This window comes from Paraburkholderia sp. BR10937, from assembly GCF_040965695.1.
GTDB lineage: Bacteria > Pseudomonadota > Gammaproteobacteria > Burkholderiales > Burkholderiaceae > Paraburkholderia.
In genome coordinates this window covers 1-26297 of sequence record NZ_JBFRCL010000025.1, presented here as the reverse complement: position 1 = coordinate 26297, position 26297 = coordinate 1, and the positions used below count along the sequence as shown (strand labels likewise).

At 65.5% G+C, this 26297-nt stretch carries 22 protein-coding genes; 11 read left to right on the top strand and 11 right to left on the bottom strand.

Features of this window, described 5'->3' with window-relative positions; genetic code table 11:
• The first annotated feature begins 26 nt into the window (after positions 1-26).
• The 7 genes from AB4Y44_RS21165 to araH all read left to right on the top strand — a co-directional run bounded on the left by AB4Y44_RS21165 (position 27) and on the right by araH (position 8858).
• Positions 27-1778: an IlvD/Edd family dehydratase gene (locus AB4Y44_RS21165; protein WP_368700793.1), complete on the top strand. Its 1752-nt coding sequence runs from the start codon at positions 27-29 to the stop codon at positions 1776-1778.
• Between the two features lie 75 nt (positions 1779-1853).
• Entirely contained in the window at positions 1854-3209 is a 1356-nt protein-coding gene (locus tag AB4Y44_RS21160; RefSeq protein ID WP_368700792.1) for an MFS transporter, read from the top strand.
• A 40-nt stretch (positions 3210-3249) separates the two neighbouring features.
• Positions 3250-4179, top strand: coding sequence for a dihydrodipicolinate synthase family protein (locus AB4Y44_RS21155; RefSeq protein WP_342922946.1), 930 nt, complete (start codon positions 3250-3252; stop codon positions 4177-4179).
• A 56-nt stretch (positions 4180-4235) separates the two neighbouring features.
• On the top strand, positions 4236-5165 hold the full coding sequence (locus AB4Y44_RS21150; RefSeq protein WP_342922945.1) for a Gfo/Idh/MocA family oxidoreductase: 930 nt from the start codon (positions 4236-4238) through the stop codon (positions 5163-5165).
• 56 nt (positions 5166-5221) lie between these two features.
• On the top strand, positions 5222-6226 hold the full coding sequence (locus AB4Y44_RS21145) for an arabinose ABC transporter substrate-binding protein (RefSeq protein WP_368700791.1): 1005 nt from the start codon (positions 5222-5224) through the stop codon (positions 6224-6226).
• 55 nt (positions 6227-6281) lie between these two features.
• Positions 6282-7820, top strand: a complete 1539-nt coding sequence (gene araG / locus AB4Y44_RS21140; protein WP_368700790.1) for an L-arabinose ABC transporter ATP-binding protein AraG — start codon at positions 6282-6284, stop codon at positions 7818-7820.
• A 27-nt stretch (positions 7821-7847) separates the two neighbouring features.
• Positions 7848-8858: an L-arabinose ABC transporter permease AraH gene (gene araH / locus AB4Y44_RS21135; protein ID WP_368700789.1), complete on the top strand. Its 1011-nt coding sequence runs from the start codon at positions 7848-7850 to the stop codon at positions 8856-8858.
• Positions 8859-8923: 65 nt separating this feature from the next.
• Here the strand turns inward: araH and AB4Y44_RS21130 are convergent, their stop codons facing one another.
• From AB4Y44_RS21130 to AB4Y44_RS21095, 8 genes are all read right to left on the bottom strand, one after another.
• Complete coding sequence (locus tag AB4Y44_RS21130) at positions 8924-9649, bottom strand: FadR/GntR family transcriptional regulator (protein WP_110854758.1); 726 nt, start codon at positions 9647-9649, stop codon at positions 8924-8926.
• A 55-nt stretch (positions 9650-9704) separates the two neighbouring features.
• On the bottom strand, positions 9705-10514 hold the full coding sequence (locus AB4Y44_RS21125; RefSeq protein ID WP_342923044.1) for an ATP-binding cassette domain-containing protein: 810 nt from the start codon (positions 10512-10514) through the stop codon (positions 9705-9707).
• Positions 10514-11527, bottom strand: a complete 1014-nt coding sequence (locus AB4Y44_RS21120) for an ABC transporter permease (protein WP_342922941.1) — start codon at positions 11525-11527, stop codon at positions 10514-10516. The genes AB4Y44_RS21125 and AB4Y44_RS21120 overlap by 1 nt, the downstream gene beginning before the upstream one ends.
• A 24-nt stretch (positions 11528-11551) precedes the next feature.
• Positions 11552-12655 (bottom strand): sugar ABC transporter substrate-binding protein, encoded by a 1104-nt coding sequence (locus tag AB4Y44_RS21115; RefSeq protein WP_368700788.1) that lies wholly within the window; start codon positions 12653-12655, stop codon positions 11552-11554.
• A gap of 233 nt (positions 12656-12888) precedes the next feature.
• Positions 12889-14028 carry a galactofuranose ABC transporter, permease protein YjfF gene (yjfF, locus tag AB4Y44_RS21110; protein WP_133179089.1) on the bottom strand — a complete coding sequence of 380 codons (1140 nt, stop codon included), beginning with the start codon at positions 14026-14028 and terminating at the stop codon, positions 12889-12891.
• Between the two features lie 32 nt (positions 14029-14060).
• A complete protein-coding gene (locus AB4Y44_RS21105) occupies positions 14061-15098 on the bottom strand; it encodes an ABC transporter permease (RefSeq protein WP_342922938.1) in 1038 nt (345 codons plus the stop codon).
• Positions 15095-16618, bottom strand: a complete 1524-nt coding sequence (locus tag AB4Y44_RS21100; RefSeq protein WP_342922937.1) for a sugar ABC transporter ATP-binding protein — start codon at positions 16616-16618, stop codon at positions 15095-15097. The genes AB4Y44_RS21105 and AB4Y44_RS21100 overlap by 4 nt, the downstream gene beginning before the upstream one ends.
• Before the next feature lie 95 nt (positions 16619-16713).
• Positions 16714-17664: an ABC transporter substrate-binding protein gene (locus tag AB4Y44_RS21095; protein ID WP_246088916.1), complete on the bottom strand. Its 951-nt coding sequence runs from the start codon at positions 17662-17664 to the stop codon at positions 16714-16716.
• Between the two features lie 286 nt (positions 17665-17950).
• Between AB4Y44_RS21095 and AB4Y44_RS21090 the strand changes: the two genes are divergently transcribed.
• Complete coding sequence (locus AB4Y44_RS21090) at positions 17951-19693, top strand: IlvD/Edd family dehydratase (RefSeq protein WP_342922936.1); 1743 nt, start codon at positions 17951-17953, stop codon at positions 19691-19693.
• A gap of 46 nt (positions 19694-19739) precedes the next feature.
• Here the strand turns inward: AB4Y44_RS21090 and AB4Y44_RS21085 are convergent, their stop codons facing one another.
• Positions 19740-20747: an NAD-dependent epimerase/dehydratase family protein gene (locus tag AB4Y44_RS21085; protein ID WP_342922935.1), complete on the bottom strand. Its 1008-nt coding sequence runs from the start codon at positions 20745-20747 to the stop codon at positions 19740-19742.
• A gap of 130 nt (positions 20748-20877) precedes the next feature.
• On the opposite strand from AB4Y44_RS21085, the gene AB4Y44_RS21080 reads away from it, so the two are divergent.
• Positions 20878-21780 carry a LysR family transcriptional regulator gene (locus AB4Y44_RS21080; protein ID WP_368700787.1) on the top strand — a complete coding sequence of 301 codons (903 nt, stop codon included), beginning with the start codon at positions 20878-20880 and terminating at the stop codon, positions 21778-21780.
• Positions 21781-21788: 8 nt separating this feature from the next.
• On the opposite strand, the gene AB4Y44_RS21075 is transcribed toward AB4Y44_RS21080, so the two are convergent.
• Positions 21789-22712 carry a LysR family transcriptional regulator gene (locus AB4Y44_RS21075; RefSeq protein WP_368700849.1) on the bottom strand — a complete coding sequence of 308 codons (924 nt, stop codon included), beginning with the start codon at positions 22710-22712 and terminating at the stop codon, positions 21789-21791.
• Between the two features lie 122 nt (positions 22713-22834).
• Here AB4Y44_RS21075 and AB4Y44_RS21070 point away from each other — a divergent pair, with 122 nt between their 5' ends.
• On the top strand, positions 22835-23605 hold the full coding sequence (locus AB4Y44_RS21070) for a transporter substrate-binding domain-containing protein (protein ID WP_368700786.1): 771 nt from the start codon (positions 22835-22837) through the stop codon (positions 23603-23605).
• 46 nt (positions 23606-23651) lie between these two features.
• The gene (locus tag AB4Y44_RS21065; RefSeq protein WP_368700785.1) at positions 23652-24770 is read left to right on the top strand and encodes a succinylglutamate desuccinylase/aspartoacylase family protein; all 1119 of its coding nucleotides are present in this window, start codon (positions 23652-23654) and stop codon (positions 24768-24770) included.
• A 15-nt stretch (positions 24771-24785) separates the two neighbouring features.
• On the opposite strand, the gene AB4Y44_RS21060 is transcribed toward AB4Y44_RS21065, so the two are convergent.
• Entirely contained in the window at positions 24786-25988 is a 1203-nt protein-coding gene (locus tag AB4Y44_RS21060) for a sensor histidine kinase (protein WP_368700784.1), read from the bottom strand.
• Between the last annotated feature and the right edge of the window lie 309 nt (positions 25989-26297).

Here is a 26297-nt window from a genome sequence, read left to right as displayed (position 1 = left end):
ACTACCCGCTCCACAAGACGAACACGATGTCGGATACCAAACCCAAACTGCGCTCCCAACAGTGGTTCGGCACCACGGACAAGAACGGCTTCATGTACCGAAGCTGGATGAAGAATCAAGGCATTCCCGATCACGAATTCGATGGTCGCCCGATCATCGGCATCTGCAACACCTGGTCGGAACTCACGCCCTGCAATGCGCATTTTCGCAAGCTCGCCGAGCACGTGAAGCGCGGCATTTATGAAGCGGGCGGCTTCCCGGTCGAGTTCCCGGTGTTCTCGAACGGCGAATCGAACCTGCGCCCCTCGGCCATGCTCACGCGCAATCTCGCTTCCATGGACGTGGAAGAGGCGATTCGCGGCAACCCCATCGACGCCGTCGTGCTGCTGTGCGGCTGCGACAAGACCACGCCCGCGCTGCTGATGGGCGCGGCGAGCGTGGACGTGCCCGCCATCGTCGTGACCGGCGGCCCGATGCTCAACGGCAAGCACGAAGGCCGTGACATCGGCTCCGGCACGGTGGTCTGGAGGCTGCACGAGGAGCTGAAGGCGGGCGAGGTCAATCTGCACCAGTTCCTTTCGGCCGAAGCGGGCATGTCGCGCTCGGCGGGCACCTGCAACACCATGGGCACTGCCTCGACGATGGCCTGCATGGCCGAATCGCTCGGCGTCTCGCTGCCGCACAACGCCGCGATTCCCGCCGTCGATTCGCGCCGCTACGTGCTCGCGCACATGTCGGGCATCCGCATCGTGCAGATGGCGCTCGAAGACCTGAAGCTCTCGAAGGTCCTCACGCGTGAAGCGTTCGAGAACGCCATTCGCACCAACGCCGCCATTGGCGGCTCGACCAACGCCGTGATTCACCTGAAGGCGATTGCCGGGCGCATCGGCGTCGATCTCGAACTGGAAGACTGGCAGCGCATTGGCCGCAACACGCCGACCATCGTCGATCTGCAGCCGTCGGGCCGCTTCCTGATGGAGGAGTTCTACTACGCGGGAGGCCTGCCGGCGGTGCTGCGCCGGCTCGGCGAGGCGAACCTCCTGCCGCATCCCAATGCGCTCACGGTCAATGGCAAGTCCATCTGGGACAACGTGCGCGAGGCGCCCAACTACAACGACGAAGTGATCCGTCCGCTCGACAACCCATTGATTGCAGACGGCGGCATCTGTATCCTGCGCGGCAATCTCGCGCCGCGCGGCGCCGTGCTCAAGCCTTCGGCGGCCACGCCCGAATTGCTCAAGCATCGCGGCCGCGCCGTGGTGTTCGAGAACTTCGACCACTACAAGGCGACGATCGGCGACGAGTCGCTCGACGTCGACAAGGACTCCATCCTCGTGATGAAGAACTGCGGCCCGCGCGGCTACCCCGGCATGGCCGAGGTGGGCAACATGGGCCTGCCGCCCAAGCTGCTGCGCCAGGGCGTGAAGGACATGGTGCGCATTTCCGATGCACGCATGAGCGGCACGGCTTACGGCACGGTGGTCCTGCACGTGGCGCCCGAAGCGGCGGCGGGCGGGCCGCTCGCGGCGGTGCGCAACGGCGACTGGATCGAGCTGGACTGCGAATCGGGTCGCCTGCATCTGGACATCAGCGATGAGGAACTCGCGCGCCGTCTGAGCGATGTCGATCCGGCGGCCGCGCCCGGCGTGGCGGAGCAGCTGGGTAAGGGCGGCTATGCGCGCCTTTACGTCGATCACGTGCTGCAGGCCGACGAGGGTTGCGACCTCGACTTCCTCGTGGGCAAGCGCGGGGCGGCGGTGCCGCGGCATTCACACTGAGCGGTTGATGCAATGAGTCAGGGCGCGCAGGCGCCCTGAGCGCGGCAAACGAGAAGAAGCGAGCTTGGAGACACGATGACGAACCCGCAGGTGCTGCAACACGAAAGCCCGACTGCACTGGCAAGCGCCAGCAGCGAGGAAAGGCACATCGTCGGCCATATCGCGCGCCGGCTGCTGCCTTTTCTCGCGCTGATCTACGTGGTGGCGTACGTCGATCGCACCGTGGTCGGCTTCGCGAAGCTGCACATGAACGCGGCCGTGGGCCTGTCCGATGCCGCCTACGGGCTGGGCGCCGGCCTCTTCTTCATCGGTTATTTCCTCTGCGAAGTGCCGAGCAATCTCGCGCTCGCACGCTTCGGCGCGCGCGTGTGGTTCGCGCGCATCCTCTTCACGTGGGGCGTGATCACGATGCTGATGGCGCTCGTGAGCGGCCCGAAGAGCTTCTACGTGCTGCGCTTCCTGCTGGGCGCGGCCGAAGCGGGTCTCTATCCCGGCATTCTGTATTTCCTCACGCAGTGGTTTCCCATGCGCCACCGCGCGCGCGTGATCGGCATGCTCGTGCTCGCGCAGCCCGTCGCCGGCATCGTCACCGGCCCGATCGCGGGCGCGCTGCTCGAAACGCACGGCTTTTTCGGCATGTCGAACTGGCAGACGCTATTCGTCGTGAGCGGCCTGCCCGCCGTGCTGCTGTGCATTCCCACGCTGCGTCTGTTGCCCGAATCGCCCGCGCATGCACGCTGGCTCGACGACGCCGAGCGCCGCTGGATCGCACGCGAACTCGCCGCCGACCAGCGCGCCTACCGGCTCGACACGCATCGCAACCCGTTTAGCGCGCTCAAGGACCGCCGCGTGCTGCTGCTTGCGCTGCTGTTCCTGCCGTTTCCGTTGTGCATCTATGGTTTGTCGCTCTGGTTGCCTACCATTATCAAGGCGTTCGGCGTGAGCGATTCCACGGCGGGCCTGCTTTCCGCGGTGCCGTATCTGTTCGCGGTAGCGGGCCTGTTGATCGTGCCGCGCCATTCGGACAAGCGTCGCGAACGCTACGGTCACATCGTCGTGGTCTCGGGCGTCGCGGCGCTGACGATGGCCGCGAGCGCGTGGTTTCGCGCGCCGGCGCTGCAACTGCTGTTCATCTGCCTGACCGCTTTTTCGATCTACTCGATTCAGGCCGTGGTCTGGGCGCTGCCCGGCGAGTTCCTCACCGGCGCGAGCGCGGCCGTGGGGATCGCGACGATCAACTCGCTCGCGAATCTCGGCGGCTATCTCGGCCCCTATGGCATCGGGCTCATCAAGGACGCGACGGGCAGCCTGGCGGTCGGGCTTTACTTTCTCGCGGCCACGCTGGTGTTCGCGGTGCTCGTGACGTTCGCCGTGCGCGCGGTGCTGCGCACGCCTGGGCGCGGCACTGCAGAGCTGGCGAGCGAATCGTGAAGGCGCGGCCTGACACCCTTTCTCAAGCAGGACTGAAGACATGACTACGAGCCGTACGCCCCGCTTCCGGGGCATTTTCCCCGTCGTGCCGACCACGTTCACCGAAACGGGCGAACTGGATCTGGCAAGCCAGAAGCGCGCCGTCGATTTCATGATCGACGCCGGTTCCGATGGCCTGTGCATTCTCGCGAACTTCTCGGAGCAGTTCTCGCTCTCCGACGACGAGCGCGAAGTCATCACGCGCACCGTGCTCGAGCACGTGGCGGGCCGCGTGCCCGTGATCGTGACGACCACGCATTACGGCACGCCGGTTGCCGCCGCACGCAGCAAGCGCGCGCAGGAGCAGGGCGCGGCGATGGTGATGCTCATGCCGCCGTATCACGGCGCGACCTTCCGCGTGCCCGAGCAGCAGATTTACGACTTCTACGCACGCGTGTCCGACGCGATCGACATTCCGATCATGATCCAGGACGCGCCCGCGAGCGGCACGGTGCTCTCCGCCGCGTTCCTCGCGCGCATGGCGCGTGAGATCGAGCAGGTCTCGTACTTCAAGATCGAAACGCCGGGCGCGGCGAACAAGCTGCGCGAGCTGATCAAGCTGGCGGGCGAGGCCGTCGAAGGCCCGTGGGACGGCGAAGAAGCCATTACGTTGCTCGCGGACCTGAACGCCGGCGCGACCGGCTCGATGACGGGCGGCGGCTTCCCGGACGGCATTCGCCAGATTATCGTAGCCCACCGCGAAGGCCGCGCCGACGACGCATTCGCGCTTTACCAGAAGTGGCTGCCGCTCATCAATCACGAAAACCGCCAGGCGGGCATGCTCGCCTGCAAGTCGCTGATGAAGGAAGGCGGCGTGATCGAGTGCGAACTGCCGCGCCACCCGCTGCCCGCGATGCATCCCGCGACGCGCGCCGAGCTGATCGACATTGCGCGACGCCTCGATCCGCTCGTGCTGCGCTGGGGCAAGTAAATCATTCGTCATGCAGAATAAAAAATCTCCCTGAAAAGAAGGGGCGGAGATACGTCATGAAAGCGTCCTATACGTTGGGTATCGTCGGCGTCGGCAAGATTGCGCGCGACCAGCATCTGCCCGCCATCGCGGGCAATCCGGGCTTCGAACTCGTCGCGGGCGCGAGCCGCAACGCGCAGGTCGAGAACGTGCGCAACTACAAGGACATCGGTGCGCTGCTGGCCGCCGAGTCCGATCTCGACGCCGTCTCGCTGTGCGCGCCGCCGCAGGTGCGCTACGCGCAGGCGCGCGCCGCGCTCGAAGCGGGCAAGCACGTCATGCTCGAAAAGCCGCCGGGCGCGAGCGTGAGCGAGGTCGAGGCGCTGCGCGAACTCGCGCAAAAGCGCGGCCGCACGCTGTTCACCACGTGGCATTCGCGCTGCGCGAGCGCCGTCGAGCCCGCGCGCGCGTGGCTCGCCGAGCGCACCATTCGCGCCGTGCACGTGCGCTGGAAGGAAGACGTGCGCCGCTGGCATCCGGGTCAGCAGTGGATCTGGGAACCGGGCGGCCTCGGCGTGTTCGATCCGGGCATCAACGCGCTTTCCATCGTCACGCGCATCCTGCCGCGCGAAGTGCTATTGCAGGGCGCGACGCTGCATGTGCCGAGCGATTGCTCGACGCCCATCGCGGCGGAACTCGATTGCATCGACACCGATGGCGTGCCCGTGCGCGCGGAGTTCGACTGGCGCCACGGTCCGGTCGAGCAATGGGAAATCGATGTGGAAACGACGGACGGCCTGCTCTCGATCGCGGAGGGCGGCAAGCGCCTCGCGATTGCGGGCGAGCCGGTCGCGCTCGACGCGGAACGGGAATATGCGGCGCTCTATGAGCGTTTTCACTGGTTGATCGCCCACGGCACCGACGACGTGGACGTGCGCCCGCTGCGGCTCGTGGCGGACGCGTTCCTGCTCGGCAGGCACGTCGAAGTCGAGGCCTTCGGCCATTGATGACACTTCTTTCAAGCAATACACACGCAGCACACCACACCTGAGGAGACAGGAGCATGACCAGCAAGATCCGCCGTTTGACCCTTCGTGCCGCATTCGCGGCGATGTGCATTGCCCCGCTCGGCATGAACGTGGCGGCGCACGCCGACTCGCCCGTGAAGATCGGCTTCCTCGTGAAGATGCCGGAACAGGCATGGTTCATCAACGAGCAGAAGGCCGCCACGGCGCTCGGCCAGAAGGAGAACTTCTCGGTGGTGAACATCGGCACGCCGGACGGCGAGAAGGTGCTCGCCGCCATCGACAACCTCGGCGCGCAAGGCGCACAAGGCTTCGTGATCTGCGCGCCGGACGTGCGTCTCGGACCGGCCATCCAGGCGCGCGCCAAGCGCTACAACATGAAGTTCGTGACGGTGGACGACCAGCTCGTCGACTCGTCGGGCAAGCCGATCGCCAGCGTGCCGCACCTCGGCATGTCGGCGTTCAAGATCGGCAATCAGGTCGGCCAGGCGATCACCGACGAAATGAAGCGCCGCGGCTGGAAGCCGGAAGAAGTGGGTGCGCTGCGTATCACCGACTATGAACTGCCCACGGCGAAGCTGCGCACGGACGGCGCGACGCAATCGCTGCTGGCCGGCGGCTTCAAGAAGGAAAACATCTTCGACGCGCCGCAAAAGACCACCGACGACGAAGGCGGCTTCAACGCAGCATCGCCGGTGCTCGCCCAGCATCCGAACATCAAGAGGTGGGTGGTGTTCGCGCTCAACGAAGAAAGCGTGCTGGGCGCCGTGCGCGCGACCGAACAGCTGCACATCCCGTCGGCTGACGTGATCGGCGTGGGCATCAACGGCGCAGGCGAAGCGTTCGCCGAGTTCCAGAAGAAGCAGCCTACGGGCTTCTACGGCACGATCGCCGTGAGCTCGACGAACCACGGCAAGGAAAGCGCCGAGAACCTCGTCGAGTGGATCCGCGACGGCAAGCAGCCGGCCGCCGACACGCAGACCACCGGCAAGCTGATGACGCGCGACAACTGGACGGCCGTGCGCAGCGAGCTGGGTATCTAAGCACTGCGTAGAAGACTGAGGCGAAGCAAAGGGCAGGGATGCAATGACTGAAACCATGACTGACGCGAACGTGCAGGCGAACGCGGTGAAGGGCGCTCAACAGGGGAATCGCGCGTATCTGGAGCTCGACGGCATTACCGTGAGCTTCCCGGGCGTGCGCGCGCTCGATCGCGTGGCGCTGGAAGTGCGTGCCGGCGAAGTGCACGGCTTGATGGGCGAGAACGGCGCGGGTAAATCCACGCTGCTCAAGGTGCTCTCGGGCGTGAACCAGCCGCAGGAAGGCACGCTCAAGCTGGGTGGCGTGGAGCACCGTTTCACGACCACCAAGGCGGCGCTCGAAGCGGGTATCGCGATCATCTATCAGGAACTGCATCTCGTGCCCGAGCTGACGGTGGCGGAAAACCTGATGCTCGGGCAGTTGCCCAACCGCCTGGGCGTGCTCGACGAAGGCACGCTCGTCAAGCGCGCGATGGATGAACTCAAGCGGCTTGGCGAGCGCATCGATCCGCGCACGCCGGTGAAGAATCTCTCCATCGGCCAGCGCCAGATGATCGAAATCGGCAAGGCGCTCATGCGCGACGCGCGCGTGATCGCCTTCGACGAACCGACCAGCTCGCTCTCGGCGCGCGAGACGGAGAACCTCTTTCGCATCATCAACGCGCTGCGCGCGGACGGCCGCGCGATCATCTACGTCACGCACCGCATGGACGAGGTCTATGAGCTCTGCGACCGCGTGACGGTGTTCCGTGACGGCAAGCGCATCGAAACGTTCGACTCGGTGGCCGATCTCGACCGCAATCGCCTGATCGCGGCGATGGTGGGCCGCTCGATCGAGGACGTGTACGGCTATCGTCCGCGCGAAGCGGGAAACGTGCTGCTCGAAGCGAAGGGCCTGCTGGGTCCTGGGCTGGCCGAGCCGGTGTCGTTCACGGCGCGGCGCGGCGAGATCGTCGGCTTCTTCGGGCTCGTGGGCGCGGGGCGCTCGGAACTCATGAAGCTGATTTACGGCGCGACGCGCGCCAGCGCAGGCCACGTCGAACTCGACGGCAAGCGCGTCAATTTCGCAAGCCCACGCGACGCCGTGCGCGCGGGCCTCGCGCTATGCCCCGAAGACCGCAAGCAGGAAGGCATCGTCGCGATCGCCTCGGTGGCCGACAACCTCAACATCAGCGCGCGCCGCCACTTCAGCCCCGCGCGCTTCCTGCTCGACGCGCGGCGCGAGCGCGATCTCGCGCTGGACTACATCAAGAAACTCGCGATCAAGACGCGCAACGGCGACACGGCCATCGGCACGCTCTCGGGCGGCAACCAGCAGAAGGTGATTCTGTCGCGCTGGCTCGCCGAGCGCATCGAGGTGTTCCTGATGGACGAGCCCACGCGCGGCATCGACGTGGGCGCGCGCGCCGAGATCTACAACCTGCTGTACGAGCTCGCCGAAGCGGGCAAGACCGTGATCATGGTGTCGAGCGACCTGGCCGAAGTGATCGGCGTGTCGGACCGCATCATCGTCATGCGCGAAGGCCGGATCGCGGGCAGCCTGCCGAAGGCCGAAGCCTCGCCCGACGAACTGATCAAGATGGCGCTGCCGCGCTGAAATCCCTTTTGTAACGATGAACCAGAAATGAGTGAAGCCATGCAGCCACAGGGCACGCCTACCGTCAACGAAGCCGCCGCGCCGATTACCCCCCAGCGCGCGCGGGCGTGGGACATGATCAACAAATCGGGCATCGCGGTGGTGTTCGTGGTGCTGTTCGCGGTGCTATCCGCCACGGTGCCCGACTTCCTCACGACCCGCAACATCCAGGGCCTGCTGCTCTCCGTCACGCTGATCGGCTCGATCGCCGTCACGATGATGTTCGTGCTCGCGCTCGGCGAGGTCGATCTTTCGGTCGCCTCGATCGTGGCGTTCGCGGGCGTGGTGGCCTCCACGGTCATCACGCAGTCGCATAGCGTGCTGCTCGGCATTGCGGCGGGCGTGCTCGCGGGCGGCGCGGTCGGGCTCGTGAACGGCGTGCTGATCGCGCGCTTCAAGATCAACTCGCTGATCGCCACGCTCGCAATGATGGAAGCGGTGCGCGGCCTCGCGTTCCTCACCTCGAACGGCGACGCCGTGATGATCTCCGAAGAGCGCTTCTTCGATCTGGGCGGCGGCTCGTTCCTCGGCATCTCGTACCCGATCTGGAGCAACATCATCGGCTTCGTGGTGTTCGGCTTCCTGCTCAAGAAAACCGTGTTCGGCAAGAACGTGCTCGCGGTGGGCGGCAATAGCGAAGCTGCGCGCCTGGCCGGCCTGCCGGTCACGCGCATCAAGATCACGGTGTTCGTGCTGCAAGGGCTCATTACGGGCTTTGCGGGCGTGATGCTGGCCTCGCGCATGAGCCTCGGCGACCCGAAGACCTCGGTGGGTCTCGAGCTCGGCGTGATCTCGGCCTGCGTGCTGGGTGGCGTGTCGCTCACGGGCGGCGTAGCGACGATCTCGGGCGTGCTGGTGGGCGTGCTCATCATGGGCTCGGTGCAGGACGCCATGAGCCTCATGAACGTGCCGACGTTCTATCAGTACCTGATTCGCGGCGGCATTCTGCTGCTCGCCGTGCTGTTCGACCAGTTCCGCCGCAGCAAGCGGGCGGTGTGAGGCAAGCGCACGTCGATGGGCCGCGCAATGCGGCCCTGGCGCGGCGGTGCTTCAGTCTGCGAGCCTCAAGTTTCCAGCCCCGCCCCGCCCAGAATCGACTTGGCGTCGGCGCGCGCATTATCGAGCTGCACGACGCTCGCCTGCCGTGCCGCGAGCGCGTCGCCGTGCTCGATCGCCGTGAGAATCGCCTTGTGGCGCGGCAACGAAAGGGCGTGCGTGTTGGGATGGCGGCTCGTGAGCTTGATCGACTCGGAAAGCGCGAGCGAGAGCATGTTGCCGATGTACGCCAGCATGTTGTTATGCGTGGCGGCCATGATCGCGCGGTGGAATTCCAGATCGGGCTCGAGCAGGTCGGCGGCGGTCTGCGCCTGTTCCATGCGCGCGTAAGCCGCGGTAATGCGGGCGCGGTCTTCGTCGTTTGCTGAAATCGCGGCGAGTGCCGCGGCGGCGGGTTCGATGATCTGCCGCACGGTCATGAGCGAGCGGAAGAACTCGCCTTCGGGAATGCTGTTGACGGTCCAGTACAGCACGTCGGGGTCGAGCATGTGCCATTCTTCGCGCGGGCGTACGACACTGCCCACGCGCGGCTTCGAAACCACGAGGCCCTTGGCGACCAGCACGCGCGTGGCCTCGCGCAGCACGGGGCGGCTCACGCCGTAGGTCTCGCACAGCGTGGGTTCGGGCGGCAGGCGCTGCCCGGGGGCGAGCGTGCCGCCTACGATCTGCATGCCGAGCTCCTGCACGATGCGCGCGTGCATGCTCTTGCGTTTCTCTAGATTGCGGTAATCCATGATTGTCCGGCCGGGGGCTACCCGATCGGAGCGTCCCCCCTGTTTGTAGGGCCGATTACGCGCTGGTGGCGCGCATGGCCCGATATTCCCGCCGCACGATATCCATCAGCTCAGCCACCGATGTATTGGCGCTGTGCTGCTCGTATGTCACGCGGCCTCGCTGCATCAACATGATGCGATCCGCAATATCGAGCGTCTGCGCATAGTTGTGCATGATCATGATAATCGATAGGCCGCCTTTTTCCTTCAAACGCATGATGAGATCGATGATGAGACCCGCTTCGCGCGCTCCCATCGCGGCGAGCGGCTCGTCGAGCAGGAGGATCTTTGCGTTCGAATGCACGGCGCGCGCCACCGCGATCGCCTGGCGCTGACCGCCCGAAAGCCGCTCCACCGGCAGGTCCACGGAGGGCACGTGCACGCCGATGTCGTCGAGCAGCTGCGCCGCGCGCTGGCGCATCTGCTTGTGATCGAGCAGTCTGAAGGGCCCGCGCCGCACGATCTCGCGGTTCAGGAACATGTTGTGGTAAATGCTCAGCGAATTGGCGAGCGCGAGGTCCTGATAAACGCATTCGATGCCGAGCGAGCGCGCATGGTCCACCGAGCGCAGCAGCGTTTCGCTGCCGTCGATCTGCAGCGTGCCGCTCGTCTGCTGGTGAAAACCCGTGAGGATTTTCACGAGCGTGGACTTGCCCGCGCCGTTGTCGCCGAGAATGCCGAGGATTTCGCCGCGGCCGAGCGTGAGCGACACGCCGTCGAGCGCCGTCACCGCACCGAACCGCTTGACGATGTTGTCGCCCCGCACCGCGAGCGGCGCGTTGGCCGTGGCGCTAGCTCCGCCGGGGGAGGCTTGCGATTCGTCCATCATCGGCTCCCTTTGCGGCGCAGGCGCCCAACGTGGATGTTGAAGACCATGGCGGCGAGAATCGCGGCGCCGAGGATGATGTTGAAGGTGAACGCGTTGATGCCGATGAGCGTGAAGCCGTCGTTCAGAATGCCGAGCACCGCTGCGCCGATCAGGCCGCCCACGATCGTGCCCGAACCGCCCGTGAGCGGCGTGCCGCCGATCACGGCCGAAGCCACGGCGAGGAACATGATCTGGTTGCCGCCCGCCTGCGGGTCGATCGAGGTGATGCGAAAGCCTTCCAGAATGCCGGTGAAGCCCGCGAGCACGGCGGCAATGATGAAGTTGCCGAGGCGCAGCCGGTTCACATGAATACCGGCCTCGCTCGCGCCCAGCGGATTCGCGCCGGCCGCCTGCGTATGCAGGCCCCAGCGCGTGTGGCGCAGCAGCACGTGCATGGCAAACGCGATCACGATCGTCCAGAGGATCTCGCTATAGCCCCACGCGCCCATGAAGGCCGCGAATGCGGGCGAGCCCGGCGTCTGCACCGGCGTGCCGCGCGAAATGGTGAGCGTGATGCCGTTGATGAGGAAGAGCGTGCCGAGCGTCGTGACGAACGAGGGCAGGCGCAGCCACACGGTCACGGCCCCGTTCACGAAGCCGACGATGCCCGCGGCCACGAGCCCCGCGATCACGGCGAGCCACATGGGCGCGCCCGCGTCGTTGGCGAACACCATCATGAACGGCGCGAAGGCGAACACCATGCCTGCCGACAGATCGATGTCGCCGCCGATCATCAGCATGATTTCGCCGAACGCGATGATCGCCACCGGCGCGATGAACTGCGAGAGGTTGACGAGACTCGCGTTGGTGAGCAGGAAATCCCGGTTGGAAAATTCGAAGTACGCCGCGAGGATCATCGCCACGAGCAGAATGCGCAGCTCGGGCGCCCACGCGGAGAGCCATTGCCCGCGCGGGCGGGCAACGGCCCGCGCGGAGACTTCAGCCTTGCCAGTTTCGTTCACGGAGTTCATCACTCGTTCGTTACGCGCTGTTTGTTAAGACTTGATCGCGCCGCTCATCGGAACGATTTGCGGCTTGGTGGTCTTGCCTTCGAAACGCGTCGAGGTATTGAGGTACGGCTCGACCGTTTCCTTCGTCACGAACTTCAGACCCGTGTTGGTGTCGGCGGGGCCGACCAGACCGCCCGAGGCGAGCGTCACGAACGCCTGCATCACCGTGTAGAAGCCCTGCACGTACGGCTGCTGGTCGATCGTGAAGTCGAGATAGCCTTCGTGGATGAGCTGGACCGTGGTCGGCAGCAGGTCGAAGCCGCCGCCGTGCACGCCCTTCGAAGGCAGGTTGTTTTCCTTCATCACCTGCGCGACGCCCTGCGTGCTGCCCGCATCCACGGCGAACATGCCTTTCAGGTCCTGGTGGCCCAGGTAGAACGACTTGATCTTCGAAAGCTCTTCGTTGACGGTCGCGCCCGTGGCGACGGTCTGGATCTCGATCTTCTTGCCGGACTTCTTGATGGCGTCGCTCGCGCCGTCCAGACGCGGCTGGATGTTGAGCTGGCCCGGCGTGGCGATGAACAGGCCGACCAGGCCGCTGTCGATCAGGCTCACGATGCGCTCGCCCATCTGGTAGCCCGAGAGATACAGGTCCTGGCCGATATAGGCGAGGCGCGGATTCTTCTTGCCGCGCGGCGCGTCGGCGTTATAGGCGAACACCGGAATGCCCGCGTCGAGCGCCGCCTGAATGGGCTTGTCGAAGGCGGTGGGATCGACGATCGGCACCGCGATCGCATCGGCCTTCGCGGCGATGGCCGCATTCACGGCGCGCACCATTTCGCCCGCGTCGGACGTGGCCGAGCCGGTCCACTGATAGTCCATGTTGAGCAGCGAGCACGCGTCCTGAATACCGTATTGCGTCGGCACGAAGAACGGATTCGTGGTGACGTGATTGACGAACACGATCTTCCACTTCTTGTGCGAAGGAAAGCCCGATTCGGCGGCCTGCGCCGTGGAAATGAAGCCGCCGCCGCCCACCGCACCGAGCAGCGAAAGCGCCGCGCCCAGTCCCGCACCCTGCATCAGGCCGCGCCGGCCCGTGTCGATCAAGCTCTTACCGTCGTTTGCGTCATCCCGATCCTGCGCCATGTTTTCCTCCGGTCTTGTCATCGTGGTCGATGTAGGCGACTTTTCGTCGAAAAGCGTGCAGATACTGGCCAGTACCGGGGGAACGCGCGAGACATCCGCAGCGAACATGAGTTCGCCAGGCGCCGACGGTACCGCAAAAAGCTTAGTGCAGCGTGATGAGGCCTCCTAATCCATGTATACCCCTAACTACTCCATAAGCCCTGCCGTGGCGAGGATCGTCCATGACAAGCGGCTTACGCACCGCCTTTCGCCTCCTGCATATGCGGCGGCGGGCTGGCGAGCTTGGCCTGATCCATCGGCGCGGCGGCTTGCGGCCGCGTGGTGCGCGGCGCACCGCGTCCCGTGCCGGTGGACTTGCGGCGCGCGGCGTGGCGCTCGGTGGCGCGCTGCATGAGGCAGAACGCGCAGAGCAGCGCGCCGATCACGATACGCGTCCACCACGAGCTGAGCGTGCCGTCGAAGGTAATGAGCGTCTGGATCGTGCCCAGAATGCCCACGCCGAACACCGAGCCGATCACATAGCCCACGCCGCCCGTGAGCAGCGTGCCGCCGATCACGGTCGCGGCGATGGCGTCGAGTTCCATGCCTTGCGCCTGCAGCCCGTAGCCCGAGAGCACGTAGAGCGTAAACACCACGCCGCCGAGCGCCGAGCAAAAGCCCGAGAGCGCGTACACGCCGATCTTGGTGCGCGCCACCGGCAGGCCCATGAGCAGCGCGGAGCGCTCGTTGCCGCCGATCGCATAGACGTTGCGCCCAAAGCGCGTGAAGTGCGCGATGACGATGCCGGCAGCGAGCATGGCGATGGCCGTGAGCGAGCCCGTGGTGAGCGAGCCGCTGCCCACGGGAATGTTGAATTCGGACAGCGCGTGGAAACCGGGGTCGTTGATCTGGATGGATTCGGTGGTGATGAGAAAGCAGGTGCCGCGCGCGAGGAACATGCCCGCGAGCGTGATGATGAAGGGCTGCAGCCGGAAGAAGTGGATCAGCGCACCCATTGCCGCGCCATAGAGCGCGCCGCAGAGCAACACGAGCGGCACGACGACGAGCACGGGCCAGTGCAGCTTCTCGGTGCCCACGGCGCAGAGAATCGTCGTGAGCGCGACCACGGCGCCCACCGAAAGATCGATGCCGCCCGAGATGATCACGAATGTCATGCCGATGGCGACGATCAGCAGGAACGCGTTGTCGACCAGCAGCCCGAAGGCCACCTGAAGCGAGAAGAAGCCGGTGTACATGACCGAGCCGAAGCCGAACAGTACGGCAAACAGCACGACGGTCACGACGATGGGCAGCACGCGCGGATCGACGAAGCGGGTGGCGCCGCGCCGGCACGCTGCGAGCGTGTTCGAAAAGGACAGGGCAGGGCGGTTCATGCTCGGCTTCCCCCGAATGGGTGCATGGCGACTCAGGCGCGCGCGCGGCGCGCGAGCGCGATGCGTTTGAGTTGTTGAAAAGCGAAGGTGCGCGCGGCGGGCGACTGGATCAGGCACACGAGCAGCACGACCACGGCCTTCACGACGAGCGTGGCCTCGGGCGGCACGCCGATCGAATAGGTGGTGTAGGTGAGCGTCTGGATGATGAGCGCGCCGAGCACCGTGCCCGCGAGGCTGAAGCGCCCGCCCAGCAGCGACGTGCCGCCGAGCGTCACGGCGAGAATGGCGTCGAGTTCGAGCAGCAGGCCCGCGTTGTTGCCGTCCGCGCTGCGCACGTTCGAGCTGATGAGAATGCCTGCGATCGCGGCGGTCACGCCGCAGAACGCGTACGCGCCGAACACCACGGCCTGCGACGACAGGCCCGCTAGTCGCGCGGCCACCGGATTCACGCCGATCGAGCGGATGAACAGGCCGAGCGCGGTGCGGTTGACGATGAGGGCAGTGAGCACGGTCACGGCGAGTGCGATCCACACGGCGCACGGGATCAGTGCGAAATAGCCGCCGCCCGCGAACAGATAGCCCGGCGCGCCGATGGGGATGATCTGGCCGCCCGTGAGCAGCTGCGCCACGCCGCGGCCCGCCACCATCAGGATGAGCGTGGCGATGATAGGCTGCATGCCGACGAAGGCAACGAGCAGCCCGTTCCAGATGCCGGCGAGCAGGCCCACCGCGAGCGCCGCGCCGAACGCCAGGCCCACGCGTGAAGGATCGGCGGCGAGCACCGTGGCGGCCGCCGCACCCGCGATCGCCACGACGGCGCCCACGGAAATATCGATGCCGCGCGTGGCGATCACGAGCGTCATGCCGAGCGACACCACGACGAGCGGCGCGGCGCGCATGAGAATGTCGATGGGCGCGCCGAACAGGTGGCCGCCCAGCATCGTGATCGAGAGGAAATTGCCGCGATGCACGACATCGACGACGAACAGCGCGATGAGCGTCACCGCGGGCCACACCAGCGGATGCCGGATGACGAGCGAAAGCCAGGCGGGGAGGGCGGGGCGCGTCATCGACGGTCTCCGGCAATCAGGTCGTAGACTTCGTGCTCCGAGCGCGCCGCGCCCGACAGCTCGGCCACCTTGCGCCGGTCGCGCAGCACGGCGATGCGGTCGGAGACACGCACCACCTCGCTGATCTCCGACGAGATGAACAGAATGCCCAGGCCCTTCGCGCAGAGCGCGCGCACGCGGTCCATGATTTCGAACTTGGCGGCCACGTCGATGCCGCGCGTCGGTTCGTCGAGGATCAGCAAACGCGGTTTGGTTGCGAGCCAGCGCGCGAGCAAAACCTTCTGCTGGTTGCCGCCCGAGAGCAGGCCAATGGGCTGCTCGGCGTCGCGCGCCTTGATGCCGAGCTGCTCGATATATTCGTTGGCCAGTTCGCGCTGGCGTGAGCGGCGGATCATGCGCCACCAGCCGAGTTGCGCCTGCAGCGCGAGCACGATGTTTTCGCGGATCGACAGATCGGCGACGATGCCTTCCTTCTTGCGGTCTTCGGGACAATAGGCCATGCCGTGGCGCACGGCGTCGCGTGGCGAAGAAAGCTTCACGGCCTTGCCGTTGATGTGCACCGTGCCCGCATCGGCCTTGTCCGCGCCGAACAGCAGCCGCGCCGTTTCCGTGCGGCCCGAGCCGAGCAGGCCGGCGAGGCCCAGAATCTGGCCCGGCTGTACTTCCAGATCGAGCGGATTGAGTACGCCGCGGCGCGCCACGCCTTGCGCCGCGAGATACGGCTCGGCGTTCGTTACCAACGTTTCGCCGTGCGCCTCTTCGGCTTGCGTGAGCCGCTCGCCCGCGTTCTGCAGGCCCACCATCTTCGCGACCAGCGTTTGCACCGGCAGATCGGCGGCGAGATATTCGCCCTCGCGCTCGCCGTTGCGCATCACCGTGATGCGATCGGAGATCGCATAGGTCTGCTCGAGAAAATGCGTGACGAACAGGATCGCGATGCCCGACGCTTTCAGCTTGCGCAGCACCTCGAACAGGCGCGCGACTTCGCCCTCGTCGAGGCTCGAAGTCGGTTCGTCGAGAATCAGAATGCGCGCATCGACGGACACCGCGCGCGCAATCGCCACCATCTGCTGCATGGCGATGGGGTAGGTGTCGAGCGACTGCGTGACGTCGAGAGAGAGATTCAGTTCCGCGAGCGCTTCTTCTGCGCGGCGATGAATCGTTTTCCAGTCGATCAGGCCGAGGCCGCGCTTGCGCGGCTGGCGGCCTGCAAAAATGTTCTCCGCCACCGAGAGGTTCGGGCAGAGATTGACTTCCTGGTAGAGCGTCTGGATGCCGGCGGCTTCCGCCATCTGCGGCGTCGGGAAGTGCACCGCCTCGCCCGCGAGCCGTATCTCGCCGGCCTCGGGCTGGTGCACGCCGGTCAGCACGTTGATGAGCGTGGACTTGCCGGCGCCGTTCTGCCCCATCAGCGTATGGATTTCGCCGGGGTACAGACGAAAATCGACCCGGTCGAGCGCACGCACGCCGGGAAAGGTTCGGGTAAGACCGACGGTTTCGAGTATCGGGGAAACGCTCATGGGCAACCGTGAAAGAGGCCAGAGCGCGCGGGGTGCTATGTAAACCCTTTAAATACTAAGGGTTACGAAGCACACCGCGCCGCTTGCAGCGAAGTTTAGTACTTGCGCGACGGGAGCACCTGCGCCGCCACGTCCTCCGGGAACACCGTTTCGTTCGTCACGATGCGCTTGGGCAACTGCTTGCCCGCCACGACGTCCTTCACGGCGCTCATGAGTTGCGGCCCGAGCAGCGGGCTGCACTCCACATCGACGTTCATCTTGCCGGCGATCATCGCCTGGAAGCCGCCCTTGGTGGCGTCGAACGACACGACGCTGATGTCCTTGCCCGGCTTCATGCCCGCTTCTTCCATGGCCTGGATCGCGCCGAGCGCCATGTCGTCGTTATGCGCGTAGACGACGTTGATCTTGTTTCCATACGTCTTCGCGAACGCTTCCATGACCTGCTTGCCGCCGGCCAGCGTGAAGTCGCCGCTTTGCGACGCGATGATCTTGAACTTCGGATCGTTCTTGATCACTTCCATGAGGCCCGAGTGACGGTCATTGGCCGGCGCGGAGCCCACGGTGCCCTGCAGTTCGACGATATTGATCGGGCCGGGGTTGTCCTTGTAGTGATCTTCAAGCCACTTCCCCGCGCGGCGGCCTTCTTCCATGAAGTCCGAACCGATCATCGTCACGTAGAGCGACTGGTCCTTCACGTCGATGTTGCGGTCCGTGAGGATCACAGGAATCTTGGCGCGCTTGGCTTCCTGGAGCACCGGCTCCCAGCCCGATTCCACCACGGGCGAGAACGCGATCACGTCCACCTTCTGCGCGATGTACGAGCGGATCGCCTTGATCTGGTTTTCCTGCTTCTGCTGGGCGTCCGAGAACTTGAGGTTGATTCCGGCGTCTTTGGCGGCCTGTTTGACCGACACCGTGTTCGCCGTGCGCCAGGCGCTTTCCGCGCCGACCTGCGCAAAACCTAGCGTGATCTGTTTGTCTTCGGCGTGTGCGACACCCGCCGCCAACGAGAAAGCGGCCGCCGCAGCGACCAACCCGCTTACCATGCGTGTTGCCAGTTTCATGCGTGTCTCCGATGTAGCTCTGCGCGTTGTATTTCTTTAATTCATGGCGCTACACCCGCGTCCATCACGGCCGGACAGTATCACGAGAAGTATCGCGCCATCCCTGGCCTTCGGTTATATCCTCTCGGTATACCGTTAGCCGCCCCTGCTGACCACAATAGACAAACTATATGCAACGGCTGAAACGGATTCGATTAGCGTTTTCCCGATAATCGCAGTCCATATAGTCATGCTATTTATAGGACTTTCTCACTAAGTGGGCAAAGCCATGAACACCCGTAAGCCCAAGCTTCGCTCGGCCGCGTGGTTCGGCACCACGGATAAAAACGGCTTCATGTACCGGAGCTGGATGAAGAATCAGGGAATACCGGATCATGAGTTCGCCGGCAAGCCGATTATCGGCATCTGCAATACGTGGTCCGAACTCACGCCCTGTAACGCGCATTTTCGCAAGCTCGCCGAGCACGTCAAACGAGGCATCTACGAAGCCGGCGGATTTCCTGTCGAGTTTCCCGTGTTCTCGAACGGCGAGTCGAACCTGCGGCCCACGGCCATGTTCACACGCAACCTGGCTTCGATGGATGTTGAGGAATCCATACGAGGCAATCCGGTCGATGCCGTCGTGCTGCTGGTGGGCTGCGACAAGACCACGCCCGCCCTGCTGATGGGCGCAGCGAGCTGCGACGTGCCTGCGATTGCCGTGACCGGCGGCCCGATGCTCAACGGCAAGCACGAAGGGCGCGATATCGGTTCGGGCACCGTGGTGTGGCAACTGAGCGAGCAGGTGAAGGCGGGCAGGATTTCGATCCACGAGTTCATGTCGGCGGAATCGGGCATGTCGCGCTCGGCGGGCACCTGCAACACCATGGGCACGGCTTCGACCATGGCGTGCATGGCCGAAGCGCTGGGCGTCACGCTGCCGCACAACGCGGCGATTCCGGCGGTGGACGCGCGCCGCTACGTGCTCGCGCACATGTCGGGCATGCGCATCGTGGAGATGGCGCTCGAAGACCTGCGCCTCTCGAAGCTGCTTACGCGCGCGGCGTTCGAGAACGCCATTCGCACGAACGCGGCGATCGGCGGCTCGACCAATGCGGCGATCCACCTGAAGGCGATCGCGGGACGCATCGGCGTGCCGCTCGAACTCGACGACTGGACGCGCATCGGGCAAGGTACGCCGACCCTCGTCGACCTGCAGCCTTCGGGCCGCTTTCTGATGGAGGAGTTCTATTACGCCGGCGGCTTGCCCGCTGTGCTGCGGCGCCTCGGTGAAGCGAATCTGCTGCCGCATCCCGATGCGCTCACGGCCAACGGCAAAACGCTATGGGAAAACGTGCGCGAAGCCCCCATTCACAACGCCGAAGTCATTCGCCCGCTCGATAATCCGCTCGTGAAAGACGGCGCGCTGTGCGTGCTGCGCGGCAATCTCGCGCCGAACGGGGCGGTATTGAAGCCGTCGGCGGCCACGCAGAAGCTGTTGAAGCATCGCGGGCCTGCCGTGGTGTTCGAGAACTTCGACGACTACAAAGCGCGCATTGGCGACCCCGATCTCGACGTCACGGCCGATTCGGTGCTCGTCATGAAGAACTGCGGGCCCAAGGGTTATCCGGGCATGGCCGAAGTGGGCAACATGGGCCTGCCGCCCAAGCTGCTTGCGCAAGGCGTGACCGACATGGTCCGCGTGTCGGACGCGCGTATGAGCGGTACGGCGTACGGCACGGTGGTGCTGCACGTGGCCCCTGAAGCGCGCGCGGGCGGCCCGCTCGCGATCGTGCGCGACGGCGACTGGATCGAACTGGATTGCGAGAGTGGAGTGCTGCGCGTGGATATCAGCGACGAGGCGATCGTCGCGCGACTCGACGAATGGGCTGCGAACCAGCAGCCCATCCCCGCCGATCGCAGCGGTTATCGCAAGCTTTATGTCGAGCACGTGTTGCAGGCCGACGAGGGCTGCGATTTCGACTTCCTGGTGGGATGCCGCGGCTCGGACGTGCCTAGCCACTCGCATTGACATTCGGAATCCCTATCAAATCGCGCAGCGCCTAAAGGCGTAACCATCAAGCTGCCTTCGGCGCCCGCTCTTCTGCGCCGAGGCAGTTCAGGCCCATGAGCGTCGCCTCGACGGCTTCGTCGAGCGGCGTATGCGGCTCGCGCCCGAGTTCGCGGACGAGGCGGGCGTTGTCGAGCTGCAACGGCTCGCTCCACAAATAGCGCATCTCCATCAGTTCACGCAGCGTCGTCACGAAGGGCGAGATGGCGCGCATGAGGGCCCAGGCGAAGGGCTTGCTCTGCGGCTTCAGTCCGTGGCGCCGGGCGACGCGGCAGATCGCTTCGACGAACTGCGAGCCATCGGCATCCCAGTGGCCGGCCATGTGGAACACCGCGAACGCGGGCAGCGTGTCGCGCCGCTCGATCAGCTCGAGCATCGTGCGCGCGACGTCGGGCACGTACGACCACGCGTGGCCCACGCCGCGCGTACCCGGCTGGCGCACGACCTGCACCGGCTCGTCACGCTTCACGATCCCTTGCGCAAACCAGCTATTGCCCACGTGCGGCCCGAAAAAGTCGCCCGCGCGCACGACGATCGAGCGCACGCCATGCTCGCTCGCGGCCCGCATGCGCCGCTCCAGTTCCACGCGAATCGCGCCCTTGCGGGTGAGCGGCTGCTGTGGGGAATCTTCGCGCAGTACCGGGAAGGTGTCGGGCCCGAAGTTATAGACGGTGCCCGGCAGCACGACGGTCGCGCCCACGGCGGCCGCGGCGGCGAGCGTGTTGTCGATCATCGGCAGCACGACCTCGGCCCAGCGCCGGTACCCGGGCGGGTTCACGGCGTGCACGATCACCGCGCAACCCTGCGCTGCGCGTACCACCGCTTCGCGAGAGAGCGCATCGCCGTCGACCCACTCGATGGCGCCGGCGGCAGCCGTGTCCGGCGCACCGCCGCGCCGCAGCGCGCGGACTTGCCAGCCGGCGTCGAGCAACTGGTGCGCGACTTCGCTGCCGATTCCGCCGCTGGCGCCGAGTACGAGGGCGCGGTTCTGTCGATTGATGGGGGTGGCGTTCATGCGGGTTCTCCTGACGGGTGAGCTGTGATGAGGGGCATTCTGCGCCGCTTGCCGTCAATAGAAAATTGGCGAAAATAGACCATAAGCTATACATTTATGCATAGCCTGCGATCTGAATTGGGGACGAAGTATGGCCGACAAGGAACCGAACTGGGAGTGGTATCGGAGCTTTCTGCAGGTCCTGGAAAGCGGCTCGCTCTCGGCGGCCGCCCGCGCGCTGGGCATCACGCAGCCGACCGTTGGGCGCCACATCGAAAGTCTGGAGGCGGCGCTGGGACTCACGCTGTTTACGCGCTCGTCCGATGGTTTCTCGCCAACCGAGGCAGCGAATGAGTTGCGGCCGTACGCCGTCGGCCTTGCGATGACGACGGCCGCCTTGCGCCGAGCGGCGAGCGGTCACGGATCGGGCGTGCGCGGGACTGTGCGTTTGACGGCGAGCGAAGTCATCGGCGTCGAGGTCTTGCCGCCGATCCTGGCGGCGCTGCGCAACGACTATCCGGAGCTGAGGATCGAACTCGTGCTGTCAAACAGGGCGGACGACCTGCTGCGTCGTGAAGCGGACATCGCGATACGCATGTTCCGGCCAGTGCAGGAGGCGCTGATCGCCAGGCGTGTTGGCGCGATCGACGTCGGGCTGCATGCCCACGAACGCTATCTGGCGCTTCATGGCGTGCCGAAGTCGATGAAAGAGCTGACGCGCCATTCGATCATCGGCTTCGATCATGAGAACGCGTTCATTCGTTCGGTTCAGCCCAGGTTCGCAGCCTACAGCCGTCATAACTTTGCATTTCGCGCCGACAGCGACCTTGCCCAGTTGGCCGCGATACGCGCTGGATTCGGCATCGGCGGGTGCCAGTCGCCGTTGGCGGCAAGAGACCCGAAGCTGGTTCGCGTTCTACGCGACGAGTTCTCGCTGAGTCTGGATACGTGGGTCGCCATGCATGAGGATCTGCGCACGAGCACGCGTTGCACCGTAACTTTTGCGGCGCTGGCGTCTGGGCTTGGTGCTTATATACAAGGACAAGGCGCGTAACGATTGCCTCAACGCGGCGCACGGCCTGCCCGCGCATACGAAGCGAGCATCGTCGCGAGTTCCTGAGCGGCGGGCGTGAGGGGCACGGCCGCGCGCTGCAGCAAACAGACCTGCTGCGCCGCCGGCCGCTCGGCGATCCTGATGCGCGCGAGCCGCTCGGCAAACGGGCCGCGCGTGGCGACCACCGACGACTCCAGCGCGAGGCAATCTGTTTCGCTGACCCAATGCAGCGTTTCGAAGAGCCCCTCCACCGTTGCGACGATGCGCGGCGGCGGCAAGCCGTGGTCGGCGAAGAACGTCGTGAGCCGGCTCGAAGCGAAGGCGTCCGCGATATTGGGCGAGCGCGTCGCGAGCCAGTCGCAGTGCGTGAGCGAGCGCAGCGAGCGCGCCCCAGCCTTCGGATGGTCGCGGCGGCAGACGACCACCGGGTCCGACGGGTAAAGCTCCGTCACCGAGAGATCGGTCGTATCGGTCTGGTCAGAAACGAGTGCGAGCGCGAAATCGAGCGTGCCTTCGCGTATCCACGAAATCATCATGCGCGACGTTCCCGTGCGCAGACGCAGCGCCACGCGTGGAAACCGCGTGCTGTACTGCCCGAGCACGGGCACGAGCGCGTCCATGAGCGGATCGGTCGTCAGGCCGAACGCCACTTCGCCCGCGTAGTCGCCGCGCAGTTGCTGCGCCTCTTCGCTCGCGCGCTCGCACTCGCCGAGAATCGACGCCGCTCGTACCAGCATGCGCTGCCCGAGCACCGTGAGCGTCACGCCGCGATTCGTGCGTGTGAGCAGCGGGCCGCCCAGTTCGACTTCGAGATTCTGCAGCTGCTGCGTCACGCCGCTTTGCGCCACGCCGAGCGCGCGCGAAGCTGCCCGCACACTGCCGCGCTGGGCAACGGCGACGAAGACGCGCAACTGGGAAAGCGTGAGGCTCATGGGCGACGAATGGCTGTGATCGGTATGAGTGATCATGATAGACGAATTCGGGCTTTTCCCGAACGCAGCGTCGCCCTACCATCGGTCGGACAGGAGACCCCCACGTTCACTGATCGCTCATCATGAAAAAAATCCCGTCGATCCTTCTTTCGCTCGCGCTGGCCCTGAGCAGCAATGCCTTCGCGCGCGAGGGCGACATCGTGCGCCTCGGCATCGATCCGACCTATCCGCCCATGGACGCCAAGGCGCCCGACGGCTCGCTCAAAGGCTTCGACGTCGATCTCGGCAACGAGATCTGCCGCCGTATTCACGCACATTGCCAGTGGGTCGAGCTGGAGTTTTCGGGCATGATCCCGGCGCTGCAGGCGCGCAAGATCGACGCGATCATGTCGTCGATGGCGATCACCGCGAAGCGCGAGCAGCAAATCCTCTTCACGTCGAAGCTGTTCCAGTTCAAGTCGCGGCTCGTCGCACGCAAGGGCGCCCCGTTCGGCGCTACCGTGCAGTCGCTGGCCGGCAAGTCGGTGGGCGTGCAGGCGGGCACGCAGTTCGAGACCTACGCGCTCGCGAACTGGGCGCCGGCGGGCGTGCATGTCGTCACCTACAAGAGCCAGGACGAAGTGTTCGCCGACCTCGTCAACGGGAGGCTCGACGCCGCGCTGCTGGGCTACGTCGAAGCGGATTACGGCTTCCTGCGCACACCGCAGGGCAACGGTTTCGCGTTTGCCGGCGGCCCGATTTCGATGGGCGACCGTGGCACGGGCATCGGCATGCGCAAGGACGAAACGGCGCTGCAGGCGCAGATGAACGACGCGATCGCGTCCATGCTCAAGGACGGCACCTACGCGCAGATTGCGCATCGCTATTTCGACTTCGATCCGTACGGAAACTGAGCGGCAACTGCGCCGCTGCACACATTTTTGAAACCGCATTGAATTCATGAACCCGCAATCGATTCCGCTCCTGCGCGCCACGCCGGGCACGCACCGCGAACTGACCAGCTTCCATTTCGGCCCCACCGACGCACCCCAGAAGGTCTATATCCAGGCGTCGCTGCACGCCGACGAAACGCCCGCCATGCTGACGGCGGTGTTGTTGCGCACGCAACTGGCGGAGCTCGAAGCGCAGGGCGCGCTCGCCGCGCAGGTGGTGCTCGTGCCGCTCGCCAATCCCGTGGGCCTGAACCAGCATGTGCTCGGCCAGTTCATCGGCCGCTTCGATCTCGCGAGCGGCAAGAACTTCAACCGCCATTTCCACGCGTTTCCGAAGCTGCTCGCGCGCGCGAAAGAGACGCTCGGCGCGGACGTCGAGCGCAACCGCGAGCTGATCCGGCAACTGATGCGCGAAGCACTCGACGCGCAGGAGCCGCTCACGGAATTCGATTCGCTCCAGCTGGCGCTGCTCAGGCTCTCGCACGACGCCGATCTCATCATCGACCTGCATTGCTCGCTCGAGGCGGTCATGCACGTGTACACGAGCGAGGCCGGCTGGCCCGATGTCGAGCCGCTCGCCCGCTACCTCGGGTCGCGCGCGCAACTGCTCGCCACCGACTCGGGCGCGCAGGCGTTCGACGAGGCGCATAGCCTGCTGTGGTGGCAACTGCGTCAACAGATGCCGGCCACGCAGCCCGTGCCCGCCGGACCTACCGCCGTGACGATCGAGTGCCGCGGCCAGCGCGACGTGTCGTGGGAAGCCGCGCAGCAGGACGCCGACGCGCTGATCGATTATCTGCGCTGGCGCGGTGCGCTCACCGGCGGCGACGTGAAGCCGCTGCCGGAACTGCTGATGCCTGCCACGCCGCTGGCCGGCAGCGCGCAATTCTATGCGCCGTGCAGCGGCATTCTCGTGCACCGCGCGAAAATCGGCGCCTGGATCCGCGAGAACGACCCGCTCTTCGACATCGTCGATCCGATGACGGGCGCAACGACGACAGTGAAGAGCACCGCGGAAGGTGTTTTCTATATGCGCAGGGCGATTCGCTTCGTTACCGCCGGCGCGCCGCTCGGACGCGTAACGGGCACGCGGCCGATACGCAGTGGCGTGCTGCTGGGGGCTTGAGGGGAGGGTTTCGGGTCAGGAGTGCCGCGCTTTGTCCATCGGCACGATCACGCGCACCCAGAGGCCGCCCTCGGGATGATTGCCGATCTTGAGCTTCGCGTTGCACAGGCGCGCGAGGCGCCGCACGATCGACAGGCCCATGCCCCAATGCGAGTCGAGCCGCAGGCTCGCCGCGCGCGAGGCCGGCAACGGTGACGCCGGCGCGTCGCCCTCGGGCAGACTCGCGGCTACGCCTTCGCCGTGATCCCGCACGCTCAAGGTCCACGAGCGCGGCCCGCGTGCCGTGCAGATCTCGATGGGCGGCTTGCCGTGCGCCTGGGCGTTGCCCACGAGATTGTCGACGAGCCGCACGAGCGCGGAGCGCGGCAGCGCAAACGCCTTGCCGGCGTCCAGCCGGAGCACGATGCTCGCGTGCGCGTTCGCACCGTAGACGAAGCGGTCCTTCAGATACGCGTCCACGTTCACGGGCGCATGATTCGCGCCGCCCTGGCCGGCCGTGTCGACGAACTGGCGCGCGAGGTCCTGGAAGAGGTCGATGTCCTCGACGAGCGCCACGCGCAAGTTCCAGCGCGTGACGCTCATGGCATAGGCGCGCAACCGCGCAACGCGCGATTCGGTCTGCCGCAGGAACGCGGCGAAGGTGGCCGACTGGTCTTCGACCACGCCGCTGCGGCGGCACAACAGATCGCCGATCGCGCGGGCTGGGCCATGCAGCTTGCGCGGGCAATCCAGGGGCGCGAGCGCGGGTGCCGGCCCGGTTTCGCTCGTCGCGACGCGCAGGGTGGCGATCATGGCGAGCAGATCGTGGCGCACCGTCCGCAGCCACCAGGCGCGCAATGCGAACAGCAGCACGCAGAGCGCCAGCATGAGCGCCGCGAACCGCGCATCGAACCAGCGGATGACCCTCTTCAGGCGCGTGACGCCAGACGAACAGGCTTCGCGCAGATAGGAGGCGTTCGACGCCGTGCCGGCATTCGGCGCCCAGATGGCATCGCGCAGATGGGGCGCGACCTCGGGGCCGAGATTGACGATGTCCGGCCTGATCGACACCAGCGGGGCGATCCCACGGACGCTCGCACCTTGCGCGGCCAGTTCCAGTTCCAGTTCGGCCTCCTGCTGCTGGGCGGCCTGCGGCGGGGAAGCCGGTTCGAATGCCGTGTCGCCGAAATAGAGCAGTGACTCCGCATCGAGATATCGAAAACCGACTTGCACCAGCATCAGCGACGCTATCCACAGCAGGAATATCCGGGCAAACAAAACAATCACCTTTCTTTTTTTGACATCGAAGTTTGACTTGCGCCCGCGGGCGCACGGTTGAAATAGCCGCAAATTTGGCTATGACCGGCATTGTCCGCGAAGTGTGCGAATTTCTATTCGTGGAAAAGCGCCGGAATTTGCGCTAATGCCGTTCAGTTAAGGTCTTTTTTAAGGTACCGAACGGAGTAACGCGAGGGGCGGGACTTGACGACCCGGTCGCATGCGCGGCCGGGTCGTTTTTCGTTGGGAAGAGACTTCAGCCGCTCCCGC

Coding starts and splice junctions, on each gene's coding strand:
- AB4Y44_RS21165 (WP_368700793.1), top strand. CDS start 27: ATGTCGGATACCAAACCCAAACTGCGCTCCCAACAGTGGTTCGGCACC.
- AB4Y44_RS21160 (WP_368700792.1), top strand. CDS start 1,854: ATGACGAACCCGCAGGTGCTGCAACACGAAAGCCCGACTGCACTGGCA.
- AB4Y44_RS21155 (WP_342922946.1), top strand. CDS start 3,250: ATGACTACGAGCCGTACGCCCCGCTTCCGGGGCATTTTCCCCGTCGTG.
- AB4Y44_RS21150 (WP_342922945.1), top strand. CDS start 4,236: ATGAAAGCGTCCTATACGTTGGGTATCGTCGGCGTCGGCAAGATTGCG.
- AB4Y44_RS21145 (WP_368700791.1), top strand. CDS start 5,222: ATGACCAGCAAGATCCGCCGTTTGACCCTTCGTGCCGCATTCGCGGCG.
- araG (WP_368700790.1), top strand. CDS start 6,282: ATGACTGACGCGAACGTGCAGGCGAACGCGGTGAAGGGCGCTCAACAG.
- araH (WP_368700789.1), top strand. CDS start 7,848: ATGAGTGAAGCCATGCAGCCACAGGGCACGCCTACCGTCAACGAAGCC.
- AB4Y44_RS21130 (WP_110854758.1), bottom strand. CDS start 9,649: ATGGATTACCGCAATCTAGAGAAACGCAAGAGCATGCACGCGCGCATC.
- AB4Y44_RS21125 (WP_342923044.1), bottom strand. CDS start 10,514: ATGGACGAATCGCAAGCCTCCCCCGGCGGAGCTAGCGCCACGGCCAAC.
- AB4Y44_RS21120 (WP_342922941.1), bottom strand. CDS start 11,527: ATGAACTCCGTGAACGAAACTGGCAAGGCTGAAGTCTCCGCGCGGGCC.
- AB4Y44_RS21115 (WP_368700788.1), bottom strand. CDS start 12,655: ATGGCGCAGGATCGGGATGACGCAAACGACGGTAAGAGCTTGATCGAC.
- yjfF (WP_133179089.1), bottom strand. CDS start 14,028: ATGAACCGCCCTGCCCTGTCCTTTTCGAACACGCTCGCAGCGTGCCGG.
- AB4Y44_RS21105 (WP_342922938.1), bottom strand. CDS start 15,098: ATGACGCGCCCCGCCCTCCCCGCCTGGCTTTCGCTCGTCATCCGGCAT.
- AB4Y44_RS21100 (WP_342922937.1), bottom strand. CDS start 16,618: ATGAGCGTTTCCCCGATACTCGAAACCGTCGGTCTTACCCGAACCTTT.
- AB4Y44_RS21095 (WP_246088916.1), bottom strand. CDS start 17,664: ATGGTAAGCGGGTTGGTCGCTGCGGCGGCCGCTTTCTCGTTGGCGGCG.
- AB4Y44_RS21090 (WP_342922936.1), top strand. CDS start 17,951: ATGAACACCCGTAAGCCCAAGCTTCGCTCGGCCGCGTGGTTCGGCACC.
- AB4Y44_RS21085 (WP_342922935.1), bottom strand. CDS start 20,747: ATGAACGCCACCCCCATCAATCGACAGAACCGCGCCCTCGTACTCGGC.
- AB4Y44_RS21080 (WP_368700787.1), top strand. CDS start 20,878: ATGGCCGACAAGGAACCGAACTGGGAGTGGTATCGGAGCTTTCTGCAG.
- AB4Y44_RS21075 (WP_368700849.1), bottom strand. CDS start 22,712: ATGAGCCTCACGCTTTCCCAGTTGCGCGTCTTCGTCGCCGTTGCCCAG.
- AB4Y44_RS21070 (WP_368700786.1), top strand. CDS start 22,835: ATGAAAAAAATCCCGTCGATCCTTCTTTCGCTCGCGCTGGCCCTGAGC.
- AB4Y44_RS21065 (WP_368700785.1), top strand. CDS start 23,652: ATGAACCCGCAATCGATTCCGCTCCTGCGCGCCACGCCGGGCACGCAC.
- AB4Y44_RS21060 (WP_368700784.1), bottom strand. CDS start 25,988: ATGCTGGTGCAAGTCGGTTTTCGATATCTCGATGCGGAGTCACTGCTC.